This is a genomic window from Helicobacter cinaedi PAGU611 (genome assembly GCF_000284635.1).
Lineage (GTDB): Bacteria > Campylobacterota > Campylobacteria > Campylobacterales > Helicobacteraceae > Helicobacter_C > Helicobacter_C cinaedi.
Genome location: NC_017761.1, coordinates 981,391 through 998,757 on the forward strand (window position 1 = coordinate 981,391; position 17,367 = coordinate 998,757).

General features: G+C 38.4%; 17 protein-coding genes. 5 read left to right on the forward strand and 12 right to left on the reverse strand.

All coding sequences use genetic code 11. From position 1 onward, the window contains the following. Positions 1–9: 9 nt before the first annotated feature. Positions 10–1,173: a hypothetical protein gene (locus tag HCN_RS04900; protein ID WP_014666562.1), complete on the forward strand. Its 1,164-nt coding sequence runs from the start codon at positions 10–12 to the stop codon at positions 1,171–1,173. 89 nt (positions 1,174–1,262) lie between these two features. On the opposite strand, the gene HCN_RS04905 is transcribed toward HCN_RS04900, so the two are convergent. The 4 genes from HCN_RS04905 to HCN_RS04920 are packed head-to-tail and all read right to left on the reverse strand — an operon-like array spanning position 1,263 to position 6,096. Then, positions 1,263–2,480 (reverse strand): ABC transporter permease, encoded by a 1,218-nt coding sequence (locus HCN_RS04905; protein ID WP_014666734.1) that lies wholly within the window; start codon positions 2,478–2,480, stop codon positions 1,263–1,265. Continuing rightward, positions 2,477–3,256 (reverse strand): ABC transporter ATP-binding protein, encoded by a 780-nt coding sequence (locus tag HCN_RS04910; protein WP_002956663.1) that lies wholly within the window; start codon positions 3,254–3,256, stop codon positions 2,477–2,479. Before HCN_RS04910 ends, HCN_RS04905 begins: the two co-directional genes overlap by 4 nt. Before the next feature lie 9 nt (positions 3,257–3,265). Continuing rightward, entirely contained in the window at positions 3,266–4,567 is a 1,302-nt protein-coding gene (locus HCN_RS04915; RefSeq protein ID WP_014666735.1) for an efflux RND transporter periplasmic adaptor subunit, read from the reverse strand. Then, positions 4,567–6,096 (reverse strand): TolC family protein, encoded by a 1,530-nt coding sequence (locus HCN_RS04920; protein ID WP_014667562.1) that lies wholly within the window; start codon positions 6,094–6,096, stop codon positions 4,567–4,569. Before HCN_RS04920 ends, HCN_RS04915 begins: the two co-directional genes overlap by 1 nt. Before the next feature lie 122 nt (positions 6,097–6,218). Here HCN_RS04920 and HCN_RS04925 point away from each other — a divergent pair, with 122 nt between their 5' ends. From HCN_RS04925 to HCN_RS04940, 4 genes are read left to right on the forward strand one after another with little or no spacing between them, the layout of a single operon-like run. Next, positions 6,219–7,661 carry a hypothetical protein gene (locus HCN_RS04925; RefSeq protein WP_014666736.1) on the forward strand — a complete coding sequence of 481 codons (1,443 nt, stop codon included), beginning with the start codon at positions 6,219–6,221 and terminating at the stop codon, positions 7,659–7,661. Then, entirely contained in the window at positions 7,654–8,262 is a 609-nt protein-coding gene (gene lpoB / locus HCN_RS04930; RefSeq protein WP_014666737.1) for a penicillin-binding protein activator LpoB, read from the forward strand. Before HCN_RS04925 ends, lpoB begins: the two co-directional genes overlap by 8 nt. A 30-nt stretch (positions 8,263–8,292) precedes the next feature. Next, positions 8,293–8,880 carry an LPP20 family lipoprotein gene (locus tag HCN_RS04935; RefSeq protein ID WP_014666738.1) on the forward strand — a complete coding sequence of 196 codons (588 nt, stop codon included), beginning with the start codon at positions 8,293–8,295 and terminating at the stop codon, positions 8,878–8,880. 13 nt (positions 8,881–8,893) lie between these two features. Continuing rightward, positions 8,894–9,802 (forward strand): LPP20 family lipoprotein, encoded by a 909-nt coding sequence (locus tag HCN_RS04940; protein ID WP_232086504.1) that lies wholly within the window; start codon positions 8,894–8,896, stop codon positions 9,800–9,802. Positions 9,803–10,090: 288 nt separating this feature from the next. Here the strand turns inward: HCN_RS04940 and HCN_RS04945 are convergent, their stop codons facing one another. The 8 genes from HCN_RS04945 to hisS form a co-directional block, all read right to left on the reverse strand. Further along, the gene (locus HCN_RS04945; protein WP_014666740.1) at positions 10,091–10,585 is read right to left on the reverse strand and encodes a hypothetical protein; all 495 of its coding nucleotides are present in this window, start codon (positions 10,583–10,585) and stop codon (positions 10,091–10,093) included. Between the two features lie 60 nt (positions 10,586–10,645). Then, a complete protein-coding gene (locus HCN_RS04950) occupies positions 10,646–11,557 on the reverse strand; it encodes a TerB family tellurite resistance protein (RefSeq protein ID WP_014666741.1) in 912 nt (303 codons plus the stop codon). A gap of 50 nt (positions 11,558–11,607) precedes the next feature. Beyond that, positions 11,608–11,916: a hypothetical protein gene (locus HCN_RS04955; RefSeq protein ID WP_002956651.1), complete on the reverse strand. Its 309-nt coding sequence runs from the start codon at positions 11,914–11,916 to the stop codon at positions 11,608–11,610. After that, on the reverse strand, positions 11,916–12,731 hold the full coding sequence (locus HCN_RS04960; RefSeq protein ID WP_014666742.1) for an HdrB C-terminal domain-containing protein: 816 nt from the start codon (positions 12,729–12,731) through the stop codon (positions 11,916–11,918). The genes HCN_RS04955 and HCN_RS04960 overlap by 1 nt, the downstream gene beginning before the upstream one ends. A gap of 3 nt (positions 12,732–12,734) precedes the next feature. After that, positions 12,735–13,397: a DUF5644 domain-containing protein gene (locus tag HCN_RS04965; protein ID WP_014666743.1), complete on the reverse strand. Its 663-nt coding sequence runs from the start codon at positions 13,395–13,397 to the stop codon at positions 12,735–12,737. An 84-nt stretch (positions 13,398–13,481) separates the two neighbouring features. Continuing rightward, on the reverse strand, positions 13,482–13,973 hold the full coding sequence (locus HCN_RS04970; RefSeq protein ID WP_014666744.1) for a hypothetical protein: 492 nt from the start codon (positions 13,971–13,973) through the stop codon (positions 13,482–13,484). Next, positions 13,942–15,780, reverse strand: coding sequence for a M3 family oligoendopeptidase (locus HCN_RS04975; protein WP_014666745.1), 1,839 nt, complete (start codon positions 15,778–15,780; stop codon positions 13,942–13,944). Before HCN_RS04975 ends, HCN_RS04970 begins: the two co-directional genes overlap by 32 nt. Before the next feature lie 29 nt (positions 15,781–15,809). Beyond that, positions 15,810–17,159 carry a histidine--tRNA ligase gene (gene hisS / locus HCN_RS04980; protein WP_002956646.1) on the reverse strand — a complete coding sequence of 450 codons (1,350 nt, stop codon included), beginning with the start codon at positions 17,157–17,159 and terminating at the stop codon, positions 15,810–15,812. Positions 17,160–17,367 lie beyond the last annotated feature (208 nt).

Genomic DNA, 17,367 nt, shown 5'->3' on the forward strand with positions numbered 1-17,367 from the left:
GGAGCAAAGATGAAATATAAAAAGTTTGTTTTATCTTATTTTATGATTTTGCTTATATTTGGACTACTGCTTGTAGGCATATTTTATTATCTCTCTAGAATCTTTGAACATAATAGCTTTGAAAGCATTGTGAAAAGACAACTGGAGCAGAACTCCATTTATGGCACAGCATTAAATGAAAATGTCTTTGCCTACAAGCTTGAGCTAGTGAAGCAGATAAAGCCAAAGATTATAGCACTTGGTGGCTCTAGGGTATTGCAATTTAGGGAGGAGTTTTTTATAGATTCTTTTGTGAGTGCGGGTAATGCGATGAATACACTCAAAGAAGGGAGGTTGTTTTTAGAAGAAGTATTAAAGTTTTACAAACCTGAAATAGTCATCTTAGGGCTTGATATTTGGTGGTTTAATGCTTTATATCCAAACTATGAGAAGGGAGTGTATTTTAATATAACAGGGACAAATATTAGCACAACAAAGATACTTGATATAGCAAAACATATTTACAACCAGCAATTCTTTCAATCTCAATATCTCTTAGATAATCATTTTATTGCAAATCCTTATAGCCATCTTGATTCTTTAGGACTAAATGCTATGTATAATGGCAGGGGCTTTTTCAAAGATGGCTCATATGTATATGGAGAAATTTTCAAAGATGAAAAGACAAAGGATGCTAATTTTGCTGACACATTGTGGAGGATAGAAAATAGTAATTCACAATTTGCTTATGCTTCTCACATAGATGTAAAGCGTATGCAGGATTTATTTGACATACTTAATATTTTGAAAAAACACAACATACAAGTTGTTATTTTTATCCCTCCTCTTGCTCCAAGCATATATAAAGCTATGCAGGAGAAGCAAGAGAAATATGCGTATATTGATGAGCTTTTTACAAGCCTAGAAAAAAATTACATAACTTTTTTTAATTATTATAATCCAGCAGTGCTAAAAGATGATGATTGCGAATTTTTAGATGGCTTTCACGGAGGAGATGTGTTTTATGTGAGAATCCTTGTAGATATGGCACAAAAAAGTGAGATATTACAACCCTATGTCAATATGCCCTATCTCACAGAGCTGATACGCACACATAAAGGCAGAGTATTTTCTAAAGATTCTATCAGCGATTTAAAAGAGCAAGATTTTTTGAATTTAGGGTGTGGGAAGTAAGGCTATCTCCCTTTTTTCTTTTTATTGTCCCCCCCCCCCCCTTTTTTTTTTGCACCGCCTTTCTACTACTTTTTTGCCCTTTTTGTTTATTACTCGTGTCGCAGGGCGTCAATGGGGTTAAGCTTTGAAGCGCGTCTAGCTGGGAGATAGCCAAACAAGATTCCAATAAAAGCAGAAAACAAAAAGGCAACAATGGCTGTTGGCACATCAAAAATAAATGGAATCTCCATATAATAGCTTAATCCAAGTGAAGCAAAAAACGCCCATATAATCCCAATCAAACCACCAAAGGAGCTTAGTGTAATAGATTCAATCAAAAACTGCATAAGCACCTCACTTTGCAACGCCCCAATCGCCATACGCGTCCCAATCTCCTTTGTCCGCTCGGTTACAGAAACAAGCATAATATTCATAATGCCAATACCCCCAACAATCAAACTCACCCCCGCTATCATACCCAAAAGCCCTGTTAGCCTTTTTGTCGTGGAAGTAAGTGTTTGCTCAATTTGCTTAGTATCCATAATCTCAAAGGAATCTTTCTCACCAACGCGGACATTTCTCACTTCACGCAAAGCCTGAGTTAAAACAGGAAGTATTTCTGTGGAATCGGCATTATCCTTTGCCCTAAGCATTAAGCGATTAACAAAAAAGAGTGAGTTATTCCCTGAAACAGAGCGTAAAAACGCCTTCATAGGCAGTAAAATCACATCATCTTGATCATTTCCCATACCGCCCTGCCCTTTAGATTCTAAAACGCCTATACATTCACATACAATGTTATTTAAGCGGATTTTCTGCCCGAGCGGATTACTCTCATTAAAAAGATTTTTTCGCACAGATTCGCCTATCAAGCAGACATTACTCCCCACACGATATTCATTTTCTTCAAAGCCCCTGCCCTCACTACTATCCCATTGCGTTACTTCAAAAAAGCCTTCCGTTACGCCTTGAGCCTGTGTAGTGGTATTTTGAGATTGAAATTGCAGCACAACTGAACTTTGCGAGATGGGTGCAACAGCTTGTATATAATCTTGTGTAAGGGCTTGTAGCCTTTGGGCTTCTTGCAAACTAAAATTACGGCGTAAATTTGCCCCACTTGGATTCATAGCCCTTGCAGGAAACACAAGCAAAAGATTGCTTCCAAGTGAAGAAATTCTATCTGTTATCATTTTGGTTGTGCCATTGCCTATGCTAATCATCACAACAACCGCCCCAACGCCAATAATCACGCCAAGCATTGTCAAAAATGCGCGTAGAAAATTCCGCCTTATCTGCCGAAAGGCTAACATAAAGGCATTGAGTATCATAAATCCCCCTTAGAATCCATCTCTAAAGTATCAGTAGTTATAGAATCCGCCCTTAAAGATTCAGCCTTTTGAGCGTTTAAAGTATCGCTTTGTGAATCAGCCACCAACTTACCATCTAAAAAATGCAATTCTCTCTTGGCATATCTCGCCATATCCGGCTCGTGCGTTACCATAAGAATCGTAATGCCTAAACTTTGATTTAAGCTCTTTAGAATCTCCATTATCTCCACACTTCTTTTGGTATCAAGATTCCCCGTTGGTTCATCGGCAAGTAAAAAAAGTGGTTCCTGTGCGATCGCCCTAGCGATAGCCACTCTTTGCTGCTGTCCGCCACTTAGCTTGGCACTTGTATGCTCTGCCCATTCTCTAAGCCCTACTTTATCAAGCGCTTTCAAGGCTATCTCTTCACGCACTGCCTTTTTCACCCCACGATACATCAAGGGTAGCTCCACATTTTCAAGTGCCGTTGTGCGGGGCAGGAGATTAAATCCTTGAAAAATAAAGCCTATATAATTGCGGCGGAGCAAGGCGCGTTCATTGTGAGATAAGCTAAACACATCTATATCCCCAAAGTGATATTCTCCACTACTCCCCACATCAAGTGTGCCTAGAATATTGGCAAGGCTTGATTTACCCGATCCACTAGGACCCATAAGGGCGACAAACTCCCCCTTATCTATCTGCAAACTCACGCCCTTTAATGCTTCAAACGCACTCTCTCCCTTGCCATAAGTCTTATGAATATTTTTTAGGACAATAAAATTACGAGATTCCATATCTCTGCCTTACTTCATCTTTATATTTGTAATGATGGGCGTTGTTTCATCAATTCCACTTAGAATCTGCGTAAAATTCCCATTGCTAATGCCTAGCTCCACGCTCACAGATTCTGCCTTGCCATTGTTTAGAATCCACAGAGTCCCCGTTTTTGTATGAGATTTTTGTTTGCTATGAATCTGTGCTTTGGGGCGAGGTGGCGGGGCAAACATATTCCCAAGAGATGAGCTAGTTTTTTTACCCCCCACTTTTTGCAAGGATTTGTTTAAGTCAAAATACAAAGCCGAGCTTGGCACAAGCAGGACATTTTCTGCCTTTGCGGTGATAATATCAGCTGTGGCACTCATATCGGGGCGTAAAAGCAAGGATTTGTTATCTACTTCAATTTTAGCACGATAGATGACAATATTAGAGCTAGAAGCACTAGAACTGCTAGAGCTTGAACTTATTGTGCTGCCATCACCTGAACCAAAATTCACACGATTAACCTTTGCGTGAAAGATTCTATCTGGATAAGCATCAACACTAAAAGTAACTTCCTGCCCCTCTTTAACCTTGCCAATATCTGCTTCTGAAATACTCGCATACAGCTGCATTTCTTCTAAATTTTCAGCCACCTTAAATAATGTCGGTGCTTGAAAACTCGCCGCCACACTCTGCCCTACTTCCACATTGCGAGAAAGCACAATACCATCAACGGGGGATATGATGATAGAATTTTTTAAATCAATTTTAGCACTTTCAATGCTTGTTTGAATCTCCACAATGGAAGCGCGTTTAATGTCCACATCAGCCCCTGCACTTGTATAGTTTGTCTTAGCATTTTGTAGCTCTAAAAGTGAAGGTGAAGCTCCATTAGTCGCATTATATAGCTCTTGTAATCTATCATAATTCCACTTTTTATCCTTTAAAGTTTGCTCACTTGCTTTGAGCTGGGCTTTGGCGGAATTAAGCTGTGCGGTGTATTTAGCAATCTGCTGATTGATACTATCAGGATTGATACGCGCTAGAATCTGCCCCTTTTTGACTTCATCATTTTCTTCTACTAGCACTTCAAGCACAAGCCCGGATATAACACTGCCGATTTCCACTTCATTCACAGGGGAAAGTGAGCCAGAAGCCGAAATGCTTGAATGTATATTGCCCCTTGTTGCGTGTGTGGTTTCAAAGCTAATTTTTTCTTCAAATAGCCACCATACAAGCCAAGAGCTTATAATGATAGCCACTAAAACAACGATGATAATGCCCCACGCTAATGGAGTAAGCTTTTTTCTTATTTTTTTTGGTTTTAATGTTTGGTAGAGATTCATTATTTTTCCCCTTTTGGTAAAGTGTCGGTTTGAGTATTGAGTTGAGCTGAAGTATCTAGTGCAAGATTCCCGCCTAATGCTTTAAAAAGCGTGATAAGTGAGAGAATCTCATTTGTCTTTACGGTAAAAAGCTGTGTTTGCGAAGAAAGATAGGTATTTTCCTGCGTTAAAAAATCATTTGTATCAAGCAATCCACGCGTATTTTTAGCCCTATTGCTTTCATAGGCTTTTATTGCTACTTCATAGGCATTTTGCGTATTTTGAGTTTGTCGTTTTTTAGATTCTATATCAAATAAGGCATTTTCAATTTCGCCCAAAGCGGTGTTAATATTATTTTGCAAGGTGTAATACGCCTCTTTACTTAGCTCCTTTTGAATAAGGTAGTTTTGCTTTAAAGATGTGCGATTAAGAAGCGGGGCGGTAATGGAATTTGCGATTTGAAACACAAGCGAGCCTGCCCCTGCACTACTATATAGAATCTCGCCCACAGAACCACTTAGAGAAATGCTAGGCAACCTTGCAGCTTTTGCATTAGTTTGCTTGTAAAGTTGAGAATGTAGGGCGTATAGGCTAGATTCAATATCGGGGCGGGATAGCAGAATCTCACTTGGCATTTTATCTATGTAAAAAGTCGTAATTTGCGGAAAGCTATAAGTAGATTCCATAAAATCTATATGTTTATGTAGTTCACCAGATTCGATGTTTAATAGCACAAGCAGGGCGTTTTTATTTTGTTCAAAGGTGTAAAGTAAGCTCTCATAATTGTTTTTTTGTGTCGTGGTATTTGCTACAAAGCTTTGATGTGTCGCAATGTCAATAAGCCCAACTTGCAGTTTTTCTGCATTAATAGATTCTATATGTTGAAGATTTTCAAGTGTGTTTTTGGCTAAAAGCAAGGCATTGGCATTTTCACGCAATGTGAAGTAGAGACTTGCCACTTCAGCAATGAGTGAGATTTGTGCGTAGGCAAGGTTACTTTGAGCGGTAGCATAGTCTTTTTTACTTGATTGTCGCAGGGCATTAAGCTTACCAAATAAGTCAATCTCCCAGCTCATACCCACACTCGCATTTACAGAGTTTGCTCCCGGGCGAATCATCGTGCTTTGCGAAAGGGTGCGTCTATCAATATAGCTTGAGTTGATAGATCCATTAATTGTAGGCAGCATACTTGCGGTGTTGATTTTCACTTGCGATTTGGCTTGTTTGATACGAGATGCCATTGTCAGCACATTGGTGTTGTTTTCTAGTGCTATATAAAGCAGGGAATGAAGTGTCTTGTCATCAATAAGGGCTATAAATTGTCTTAGGCTAAAAGGCTCATCATCTGTGTGATTTTGGGGAGATTGTAGATTCTGTTGCGTTTTGGAATCTTGTGAATCTTTAATGAGTGAAGGGGCGTTGCGAAATTGCTGTGGGATATGCGTTTGCGTAGCAGTCTCTTCAAGGCTTGGAATCTTGGTGCTACACCCTGCAAAAATACAAACAAGCAAGATTTTATAAAAAACCTTAAAAAGCGTTGTTTTATCCACTAGAATCCTTAATAAAAAAATAAAGCTTGGCATACTATTGAAAAAATGTGAATTTTAAGTGAAGTTTAAAAAAAAGAAATACAATATGCATCCTCTCAAAATTTTACTATAAAAGGAGTGTAATGAGGTATGTCTATTCAGTTTTAGTGCCATTATGGCTGATTTTAATGACTGCGTGTTCTCATCAAGGGGCTTTGCAAACTTTCAACGAACACTATTATGGTGGAGAGGATACAAAGGCTTATGAATACGCAAAATCACAAGCAGGAGATTCTGGAGATGTCTTATGGAATCTGCAAGCGGGTGTCAGTGGCTTTGGCTCATCACAAGAAGATGTTGCAACTTTGCTAGAACAAGGAGAGGGATTGTTTAGCAAATATGAATCTGAAGGCTTGATGGGTGGCTTATTTGGCAATGTGGGTGCTGTGCTTGTGAATGAAAATGTCAAAACCTATCGTGGCAATATCTATGAGGGCGTTTTATTTAACTACTACAAAGCGTTAAATGCTATGGAGCTAGGAGATTACGCTTTGGCTCGTGTAGAGTTTAATAGAGCAAATGACAGGCAACGCAGGGCAAAGGAGTATTTTAGAAAAGATATTAATAAAGCAATGGAAGAAAGCAAGAAGGAAAATGCTTCAAATGAGGATCTTAAAAATATTAATGCTAGACATACCAAGGAAAGCACAGCTTCTATTTTAGAATCTCAATATAGCAACCTTAAAAACTTTAATATCTATGAAGGCTTTATTAATCCTGCTGTGAGTTATGTGTCTGCGTTGTTTTTTATGAGTGAGGCTGACTACTCAAAAGCGACTGATTTATACAAAGAAGCCTATGGAATCACACACGCTTATGTAATCAATCAGGATTTAGAAGTGATGAATAAACGCAAAAGGGGTGATAAAACAAAATACACTTGGTTTATCATAGAAGATGGCAAAAGTGCTTCACTTGAAGAGCTGTCCATTGACTTACCTGCATATCTTGTAAGTGAAAGTGTCTTGCACGTGGGCGTGTCAATCCCACAACTGAAAGAGGGTATCCCAAGTGCAAGTTTATACCAAGCAGTGAGTCATAAGAACAAGAGAGAATACAAGGCTTTTGAAGTAAGTGATACCGATGGTATTATTGCAAATGAGTTTAGTGAAAAACTCCCTTTTATCCTTACTCGTGCTATAAGCTCTGCCATCTTAAAGGCAACAACTCAAGCGACTTTAAATAATGTGGGTGGCGATCAGTTTGGTGCGACTGGAGCGATTGTAGGATCGCTTGTTGGAGCGGCTTATTCTGCAGCTACAAACAATGCTGATGTGCGTATCACAACAGCTCTGCCAAAGCGAGTTTTAGCTCTGCAAGTGCCAAATAATGCGTTAGATTTTGCACTTCAAGCCGATGGCAACACATTGTATGAAGTAAGTTTTTCTTGCAAAAAAGATACAGAAAGCGAGAAAAAAGTAAGCAATGTTATTGTTTTGTGCGATAAAAATGATAACATTCTTTATCTGCGTTCAAAAGGTAAAAATCCAACTTATCAAATTCTAAAAGGAGGAATCAATGAATAAGAAGTTAGTAGCGTGTGGAGTGGCTTTAAGCACACTTCTCATAGCTGGGTGCGGTGGCGGACCTGAATATGTAGATGCGTCAAATTCTAAGGCGTATGCGAGTATGGGCTTAGACTATCACGATATTGAAAAAGCAGCAAGTGATAGTGTGCAATCGCTTCTAAGCAGTGCTCAAGTGCGTGAAATCTCACAAGGTGGGAAGAAAAGAGTCGTTATGATTTCTGGTGTAATTAATGACACTATGCAGACGATTGATACCGACCAGCTTAGTCGTAAGATTACACGCGATATGAGAAATAGTGGTAAGTTTGTGCTTACTCTGGCTCAAGGGGCAAAGACTGAAAAAGGCATTGATATGGCAAGAAGTGCGCGTGATAATGATGAGTTTGATCAACGCACAACCATAGAAAAAGGCAATCTAAAATCTGCCGAGCTTTCACTCTCTGGGAAAATCGTGCAAAAGAACACAAAAGTTGGCTCAAAGCAACGCACAGATTACTTTTTCTTACTTACACTGACCAATCTTAAAGATGGAACTGTTGTCTGGGACGATGAAGTCAATATCATCAAGCTTGGCTCAAACTCATCGGTAACTTGGTAAGATTCTAAAACTAAAAACAAAGGAGATAAAATGAATACAAAGGCAAAATTGTTAGCAGGAAGTGTTGTAGCGGCATTATTACTCATTGGCTGTGGTGGCGATGATTCACTTGGGGTTGGCGGTAAAAGCATAGATAAAAAAGCACTTAAGGCTCTCAATCTTAAAGGTGCACCAAATTGGGTGCTTAATGCTGGACAAGGCGATATGAGTGCTATTGGAGATGCGGAAATTGTAGGTGGAGATTTAGGCTTTGCGCGCAATGAAGCCCTTGCTTTAGCTAGAGATGAAATCGCACGACAAGTTTCAGTAAGTGTTAAAGGCTCACTTTTAAATGCTAAAAGCAAAACTAAAAGTGATATGGGCGATGCGAGTATGCAGTCTATCACAGAGGAAATTACAAAACAAAGCACAGATACGATTCTTAGTGGGACAAAGCAAACTGACACTTGGATAACTGGTGATGGCTCACGCATTTTTGTTCTTGCAAAGCTTGATGAAGGTAACAAAGCAAAACTTGAAGCAAATGTAAAAAAGCAAATTGCTCAAAACAGGCTTATCCCCAATGATATGAAGCGAGAAATGCTGGAAAACCTTGATTTAAGCTCTAGTGCTGAATAAAGATTGGTAGAGAATGCGGTTAATAGGTATCTTAGCGATAGGGGCTGTTTTTTGGTTGGCTGGTTGCGGTGGCGATTCGCCTAAACAACCTACTTGGTTTGGTAAAAACGCACAAAGTGAAGCTTTTATGATTGGCTTTGGTAGTGCCAAAACGCTTGATGTCGCCAAAGCAAGAGCATTAAGTGATATAAGCAATCAGCTAAGTGTGCAGGTGAGTTCGCAGTTTAAATCACACACACAAAGGCAAGATTCCCATATCACACATAGTGCGAGTAATGAAGTCAAGCTTGATACGGCTGGGATTGAGCTAAGTGATGTGAGCTATGTCAAAGATGAGTTTAAGGACAATCAATATTTTGTCCAAGCTCAGATTCCAAAAGCTTCACTCATTAAGCAGTTTCAAAACTCATTTAACAAAGAGTATGGTGCTTTAAACTTTAATAGAATGTCGCAATGCAGTAGCATTTCAATCAAAGACAAAATGCGTCTAGCGTATGCATTAGATAAACTTAGTCTTTATGGAATGCTTTTGCACTCGCTTGGTGTGAATACAAGGGATCTTTCAGCACTTGAAGATACGCTTTCAAAAAACTCACCCTTGCCTACTACAAGACTTCAGATTCAGGGTGCAGCTGGGGATATTGTGGCAGCAGAGCTTGAAAAGGAGTTGGGAGAATTCTACAACTTTGACTTAGAAGCGGAAAGTGTGATTCAAGTCAAGCTTAAGATGAATCTTATTAATGGAAATACGATTAAAGCTGATGCGGTTATGACTATTTATGATTGTCGCAAAAATGCTGTATTTACAACAAGTGTGAGTAACACACATCAAGGCAACAATATTGATGATTCTCTTAGCTTTACTACTAAACGCATAGGTGTTCAGCTCTACAAAAAACTCCAAGAGTGGGTAGAGGGATAAAACTCTCTAGGCATTTTGAAATGGCTTCTCCTTATGGGGAGCCAAACTTACTTCTTTTTGACTATGGCATTGCTCTAAAGATTTTAGATTTGCTAACACTCATTAGAGAGACTTATCCTTACAAATTAATTCCATACAAAACACAAATACTCTAAATAATCCCACCCTGCACTACTTATACTGAAGTAACTTTGTGATTTTTTGGTTTAAATATAAAGAAGATTTCCAAACAACGCTTATCGCACTATTTAAAAAATAAAAAGCCTAAATCCGTTAAAATTCTAAAACTTAAAAAATCCCACCATTAACACTATCAACAAATCTCATCTTATTCACAACAGAATCTATAAGCCCTTTCATCTCTTTGCTGTGATTGTCATTTGCGGCGATTTTTTCAAATTCATCAAAGCTTAGTTTTGAAGAATTGTTTTTAAGATAATCCATTGCCACTTTTTCATTACTATTGATCAAACCCTCTTGTTTAAGTGTCTTTGCAAGATTCTCAAAAGAAGTCTTATCTTTGAATCCACTTTCTAGCTCACCGCCGATTTCTTTAGCCTTTTTTAGCTCTTGTGATGGGGAAAATTTATCCTCAATTCTTTTGGTAATATCTATATATTGCAGGGAATGCGTAGCCTTATCTCTATTATGGAGACTATCAACACCATTAATATCCTGCTCACTCTCTCGTGTTTTGTTAGCATCTTGAGGTTGATTAGCAACATTATAAATATTAGCTAGTAGTCCTTGCACACCACCGTGACTAGCTTTTGTAATATCCACCTGTAATCTCCCGCTACATAATCAAATCTAATATAAATAGAACCTAAGCAAATAACATTCCTAAAAATCCCAACCCTTGCGTGATTGATCCTGCTTTATATCTTGCCCCTCGCTCTCATTTCCCTCTTCCTGTTTGCCGACATCTTGCCCTTGAGATTCTGCTAAATCTAGCAAAATCAAATAAGCCTTATCAATCTCCTTAAGACGCGTCAAAGAAGTGTCTTGAAAGCTTTTATTAATATTTTTGTTATCAAAAATATTTTGCTTTGTTTGCTTGATAAGTGCGTGATACTTTTCATTTAAACTCGCTTTATCTAGCTTGTTTGTATCTGTGATCTCAAAAATAGCCCTAGCCTGTTGTGTATCCATTTCAATCTCATCGGCATACTCTTTTTCAAATGCGTTGTATATGCTATTAAAATCATCATTAACTATCTCAAAATACGCTGCAATATCAATAATCTGCTCCTGTTCAGAATCTTCAAGCTTCCCATCAGCATACGCAAGAGCGAATAAAAACTCCACCACCTTCAACCGCTTCTTATACTCGCCCTTTGTCAAAGCCACATAGTTTTCACACAATTCATCAAGCTCAACACTTGGTGTTTTTTCTTTTTCAACAATCTCTTCTAGCTCTTCCTTGCTAAGCTTAGGATTCTTAGATTCAGCTGCCATATCGCTTAGTATCTCATCTAAAAGCTGTTTCTCCAAAGGACAGATTTTATCATCACTCCACACCACTCGTGCGATAATCGCCGCAAGGATTGAAAACTCGTTTGATTTGATTTTACTCTCCCAAGTATCCTCCACCTGATAAGGATTATCAAAATTTATCGGTGTATTATCCGCATTACCAAAGCCAAATGATGTATTTTGTGGATTTTGGTGTAATGGGTTTTTGAGATAATCCTGCAAAGTGTTATAAAGAAAATATATCACAACTCCTGCAATGAGTAAAAGCACGATCTCCATAGTGTATTATCCTTTGTGTGAGTTTGGCAAATATTGTAGCAAATTTTACTTTAGCGTTTGTTAATACGCTTTTCAAAATCCTTTTTAAGCTTTTCTTCCTGCTCTCGCTCGGCTTTTCTCAACCGCTTAAGCTCTTCAATCCGCTCATTCTCAAGAGCGATTTTCTTTTCCCTACTATCGCGGATTCTCTGCATATATTCCTCACGCCTTTTTGGGTCCTGATAGCGGATAGGCTTCATAAATAGCACTCCCACGATGATGAAAAAAAACACCAACGCCATTGCCGCATCTTCTCCGCCAAAGTGATACCAAGTCGCTCCAACAACCGCGGCAAGAAGAAGTTTCCAAAAAGCCTGCATTAAAACATCTCCACTTTTTGCTGATGATGGTTAAAGCCAAGTTTTTTATGATCGCTCTCTCCACAAGCAAGGAGCAAAATTTGAGGCAAAAACACAATCGGCAGCGTGATATTATCGCGATTATACGCTTTGCAAAGCTCCGTGCGTTTAGAATCTAGCAAATCAAATTGCCCCAATGAATAAGAAAGGATAAAATCCACACCCAAATCTGCCAAATCAAAAAATAGCTTTGCTCCGTTATACAACGCACTTTGTGGATTAACTTCTAAAAGATGAGTGTAATACTGCAATGCAAGTGGATTTTCAAGCATTTTTAAATCAATTTTTTCATAGATTCTGTGATTCGTGCTTTTTGGTAAATGTCCTTGATACGCCCCACGCACGATAATAGAGCTAAAGGGTGAAAATCTCTTTTGAATAAGATTGTCAAACTCCAAAGTATTAAGCAAATCGGGCAAATAGCTCATCTGCACCTTGCTATCATAGAGCAATTTAAATTGATGTAAAAAATTTGTTTCAATATCACGCATAAGTGTAGAATCTGATTCTATAAGTGTCTTAGCATACAACGCATTAGCATAGGCATCTTCCTCGGCAAACACAAGTGTAGCATTAAGCGAGTTTGCTAAGGCAAGATTATAGGCGACATTATGCACTAAAATGTCTTTGTGTGTGAATCTAGCAAAATATCCGCCACAATCAAGCAAGGATTCTTTTGGTTTTAGCACTCCAAGTCCTAGTCTTGCAAACAATTCGTTTGTGCTACTTAGCAACGCCTTTGCATTTTCATATCTATCATATATAATATATTTCATTGCCTAGATCTCCTTTAGTGTATGCAAATGAGCAAATTGCTTATGTTTTGTAGAAAGCACAAGGCTTATAAGCTCCCACATCTCTTCATCAAGCGTATTTCCGCGTGGATACGCCATATCTGCTAAACTCACAAAGTTTAAAATCCCACTTTGAGGTTGGACAATCCACTCCAAAAGCTCATTTAGCTTTTCTGGATGGCGGGAAAGTAGCCACTTAAAATACAAGAAGAATCCATCGCCCAAATACTCATCATTACTCATTGGTGTAATGAGATTAAGCAATAGATATTTATCTAGCTCTTCTCTTTCCTCCGCATTCAAAAAGTCCGCCCACGCAAAAAACGCATCATATTTTTTTCTCAACGCTTTTTTATCCACAAGCAAATCTTTATACGCATAATACACGCTAATAGGTTCAATCTGCCATTCATCACCAAATCGCTGGACTACATCAATCAAGTTTAGATTCTCAAAAATAGCAATACCATTAATCCTTAGTGCCAAATGCTCTATATCACAAGCATATCCGCTAATTTCCTGCTGTAAAAATACGAGTAAGTCTCGCAAAGTTTGATTATCTTTTATCTGCAAACATAGCTTTTTATAATAAGGCAGATAATCCACACCTGCTTCAAACGCAAAAACTTCAAGTTGCACCTTATTCATCAAAACTCCTTATCTTATTTAGAATCTTGTCTCAAATGCCCTGATTGTAACACATTTCATTTACACTATCCCTTAAAAGGTTAATTATTTTTTAAAAAATCTACCATTTTCTGGACTTAAAGCAAAGGCGAGATTAGACTGCTCCAACCCCTCTTTTTGGATCGATTCAATCTCTTCAAGCTCCTGTTTTGAAAGGTTATAAAAACAAGGGTGGCTTACATTTGTAAAAAGTAGAATCTCACGCAACAATTCATTATCGTGAAGTAAAATCTGCACAATCCCTTCATACTTAATATTCACAAAGCTTCCAATATTCTCACTGCCAAATCCCGCTTCAAAGCTCATACCGCTATCGTGTAGCTCTATACTCTCAAAAGTATATCCCGCTAAGACAAAAAGTGTAATATCATTAAAAGTGCTTGTGATATGCTCTGGCAGCTGGGGAGAGAAACTTGCCTTTTTCATATCGCATAGGATATTAAAATTCACGCCATTATTAAGCAAAAACTGCAAAATATCCCGCATATGTGCGGTCATCACCGCCTTAAATTGTGGCTGAAAAAGTATCTTGTGCATTGACTAGCTCCTTAAATTCCATAAGCATTTTTTGCACTTCATTCATACCAATAAGCCAAAATTTATCGCTTTCTAAATTGAATCCAAACGCACTAATAAGCTCTTTGGGACTTTTACTTCCGCCAAGTGAAAGAAACTCGGTATATTTTTGGATAAACTTCTCCCTATTGCGTGGTGTTTTTTGTGCCTTATACAAGCCAAATAACGCCAAAACAAGCAGCTGCCCATAGCTATACGCATAGCAATAAAAGGGCGAATGCACAAAATGGGGGATATAGCACCACCAACTTTCATAATTTTTAGTGAGTATGAGACTATCCCCAAACATTCTTTCATTTTCTTCACGCCAGATTCTATCAAAGTCCTCAGGCTTCAGTTCATCGCTTGTAGCGTGAATCCTCCGCTCAAAATGTGTCATCGTAATCTGCCGAAAAAGCGTTGAAAAAATATCTTCTAACTTTCCTGCATAAAGTGGGATAAGCTCATCTTTGCTTAAAGATTTTTTTAATGTATCAAAAAGTAGCATTTCAGCAAAGACCGAAGCTGTCTCTGCCGTAGTCAGTGGCATATCCATATTGAGATAGCCTTGCGTTTTTGATAACTCTTGGTGAATCATATGACCAAACTCGTGAGCGATTGTAAAGACATCGCGGCGAGAATTTGTGTAGTTTAAAAGCACATAGGGGTGTGCGGTTGGCACACTGCCGTGGCTAAATGCCCCTCCTCTTTTATTTGGGGTGGGGTGGGAATCTACCCAGCCTTTTTTTAATGCCTTTGTAGCTATGTCTTTAAACTCCTTGCTGAAATCCCCAAATGCCTTTAGCACAAGCTTTAATGCGTCATTGTAGCCAACTTCACTTTGGCTAGATTCTAGCGGTGCATATCTGTCATAATCTTTTAATTGCTTAATGCCAAGTAGCTTTGCCTTTATCGTGTAATACTCGCCAACAAGACCATAATGTGAGCTTACAACATCTACGAGCTTATCTACACTTTTTTGCGTTGCAGCATTGCTTAGATGTCGAAAAGATTCAGGGAGCTTGTATCCACGCAATGACTGCATAATGCTTAAATCCTTACGCACCATATTAAGAATATAGCTCAATAAATGCCGAGATTTTTTTAACTTTTTTGTAAAAATCTTTTGAGCTTCCTTGCGGACATTGCGTTTGCAATGATGTAATAGACTTAAAATCTCCTCTTCACTTATAGTAGTTTTTAAACTCGCCTTTGACTTTTTAATCTTTTTCTGCAAGGGACTTTTATCATTTGCTTTAAGATTTGACACAGGATTTTTAAAACTCAAATGCGATAAATGCTCATCAAAAAGCCGAGAAAACGCCCCCACACCCACAGGTGAAGTCACTAAAAGCACCTTTTCTTCTTTCAACGACAGGCTAAACTCATCTTGTTCAATGAGTTTTTGTAAAAAATAGGCATATTGTGGGCTAGATTTAATACATTCTTTTTGTTGATTTTGTGAGAGTTTGCAAAACTCTAGCTCAAAAAATAGCACAAGATTGTGAATCTGCGTTGTTTGCATTTCATATTTAGCATACACATCGCCCTGTGTGCTATCCTTGGCAAAGCCCAAAAACACATAGGTCATCACCCGTCCAATACCCTCTAAAATCTCTTCATACTCCCTAATCACTGCACAAAAATCCTGCGATTTTATCTCGCTTAACTTACCTTCATAAGCCTTAGCAAACTGCCTAGCATTGCGTTTAAGAGAGCTCATAAATCGCTCAAGCTGTTCTTCACTCCTAAAAAGTGCTTTTAAATCCCATTCTGTAACTTCTATCATTTTATCTCCTTTTTGGATTCTGTAATCGCTTAAATTTTTAGCTCTTCTGGCTCATCTTCTTGAATCAGTGTCAAAGCCTTAAGGAAGCTGAGTTTATCCATTTGCATACCTGAAGTCATATTTTTCAAAGTCAGCGTTTTTGAATTAAACTCGCTCTCACCAATAACGATGACAAACTCGTGTCCCTTAGCATTAGCATAGCCAAATTGTTTTTTAAGCTTACTTATTTCCGGATAGACTTCAATGGGGACTTTTGAGCGGCGGAAAGATTCTGCTAAAAAATGTGCGTAGCCAAAATATGTAGAATCCATACAAACAATAAGCGCACGAGCTGAAGTTGCCTTTTTATCAAGTAGATTTAGCTCTTCTAACGCTGCCAAAAGCCTATCGATGCCGATACTCGCCCCCACGCCGCTCATTTTGTCCTTAGAGAAAGTGCGTGTGAGATTATCATACCGCCCACCTGAACACACGCTCCCTATGCTTTTTAGGGCATTCAGCGTTGTTTCATACACGATTCCTGTGTAATAGCCTAGCCCTCTAGCGATTGAAAAATTCACACGATAAGTATCCCTATCCATTTGTAAAGGCTCTAGCACCGCATACAAGGCTTTTAAATCCTTTATGCCTTCCCTTGTATTTTCATTCCACTCTTCCATAAATGATATTTGTTTGAAAAAGCTCTCACTATCGCCCTGCTGCTTGATTGAAGTATATTCTAGCAGATTATCAGCTTGAGTGCTAGAAAGACTAAGCTCTTTTTGTAGTTCCGCACTTACAGCCTCTTTTCCAATCTTATCTAACTTATCAATAATCCGCAAAGTCGCATTGACATTCCGCTCCCCTACAATGCCGCAATACTCGCAGATTCCATTTAAGATTTTACGATGATTAAGCCAAATAGTAAATTCATCTATGCCAAGCCCCACAAGCGAAGCGTATATCACTTGCAGAATCTCCGCATCACAAGAGATACTATCACTCCCAATAAAGTCAAAATCACATTGTGTAAATTCCCTATATCGCCCCCTTTGCGCTCTCTCTCCACGAAACACATTCCCAATAGCAAAGCGTTTAAAAGGCAAATCCACTTCGTTTTTATATTGCGAGACAAAGCGTGCTAAAGGCACAGTCAAATCAAAACGCAACGCTACATCTCTATCCCCGTGATCCTTAAAGCGATACAACTCTTTTTGAATCTCTTCACTCCCCTGCTTTACAAGCACTTCAGCATATTCCAAATGCGGCGTCTCAATGGGGACAAATCCAAAGTTCATAAACACACTGCTAACCTTACTTAACAAATGAGCTTTAGCAAGAGCCTCTTTGGGTAATCTATCCTTAAAGCCACTAAGTGTGCGGGGCGTGATAAGTGCCATTATAAAACCTCCTAGAATAAAAAAGCAAAATTTTAACCTATTAAAATTCCAAAACTCTACATTTTTTGGTGCGATGTTTAGATTTTTTAAGATAAATGCAAGATTTTATCTTAAAAATGTTGTATTTCGGCTATATTTTTAACTATTTTCATTCTCACATACTTTAATTTTTGAATTTTTTGGCTTTTTCTTTGCTACAATTTTGACT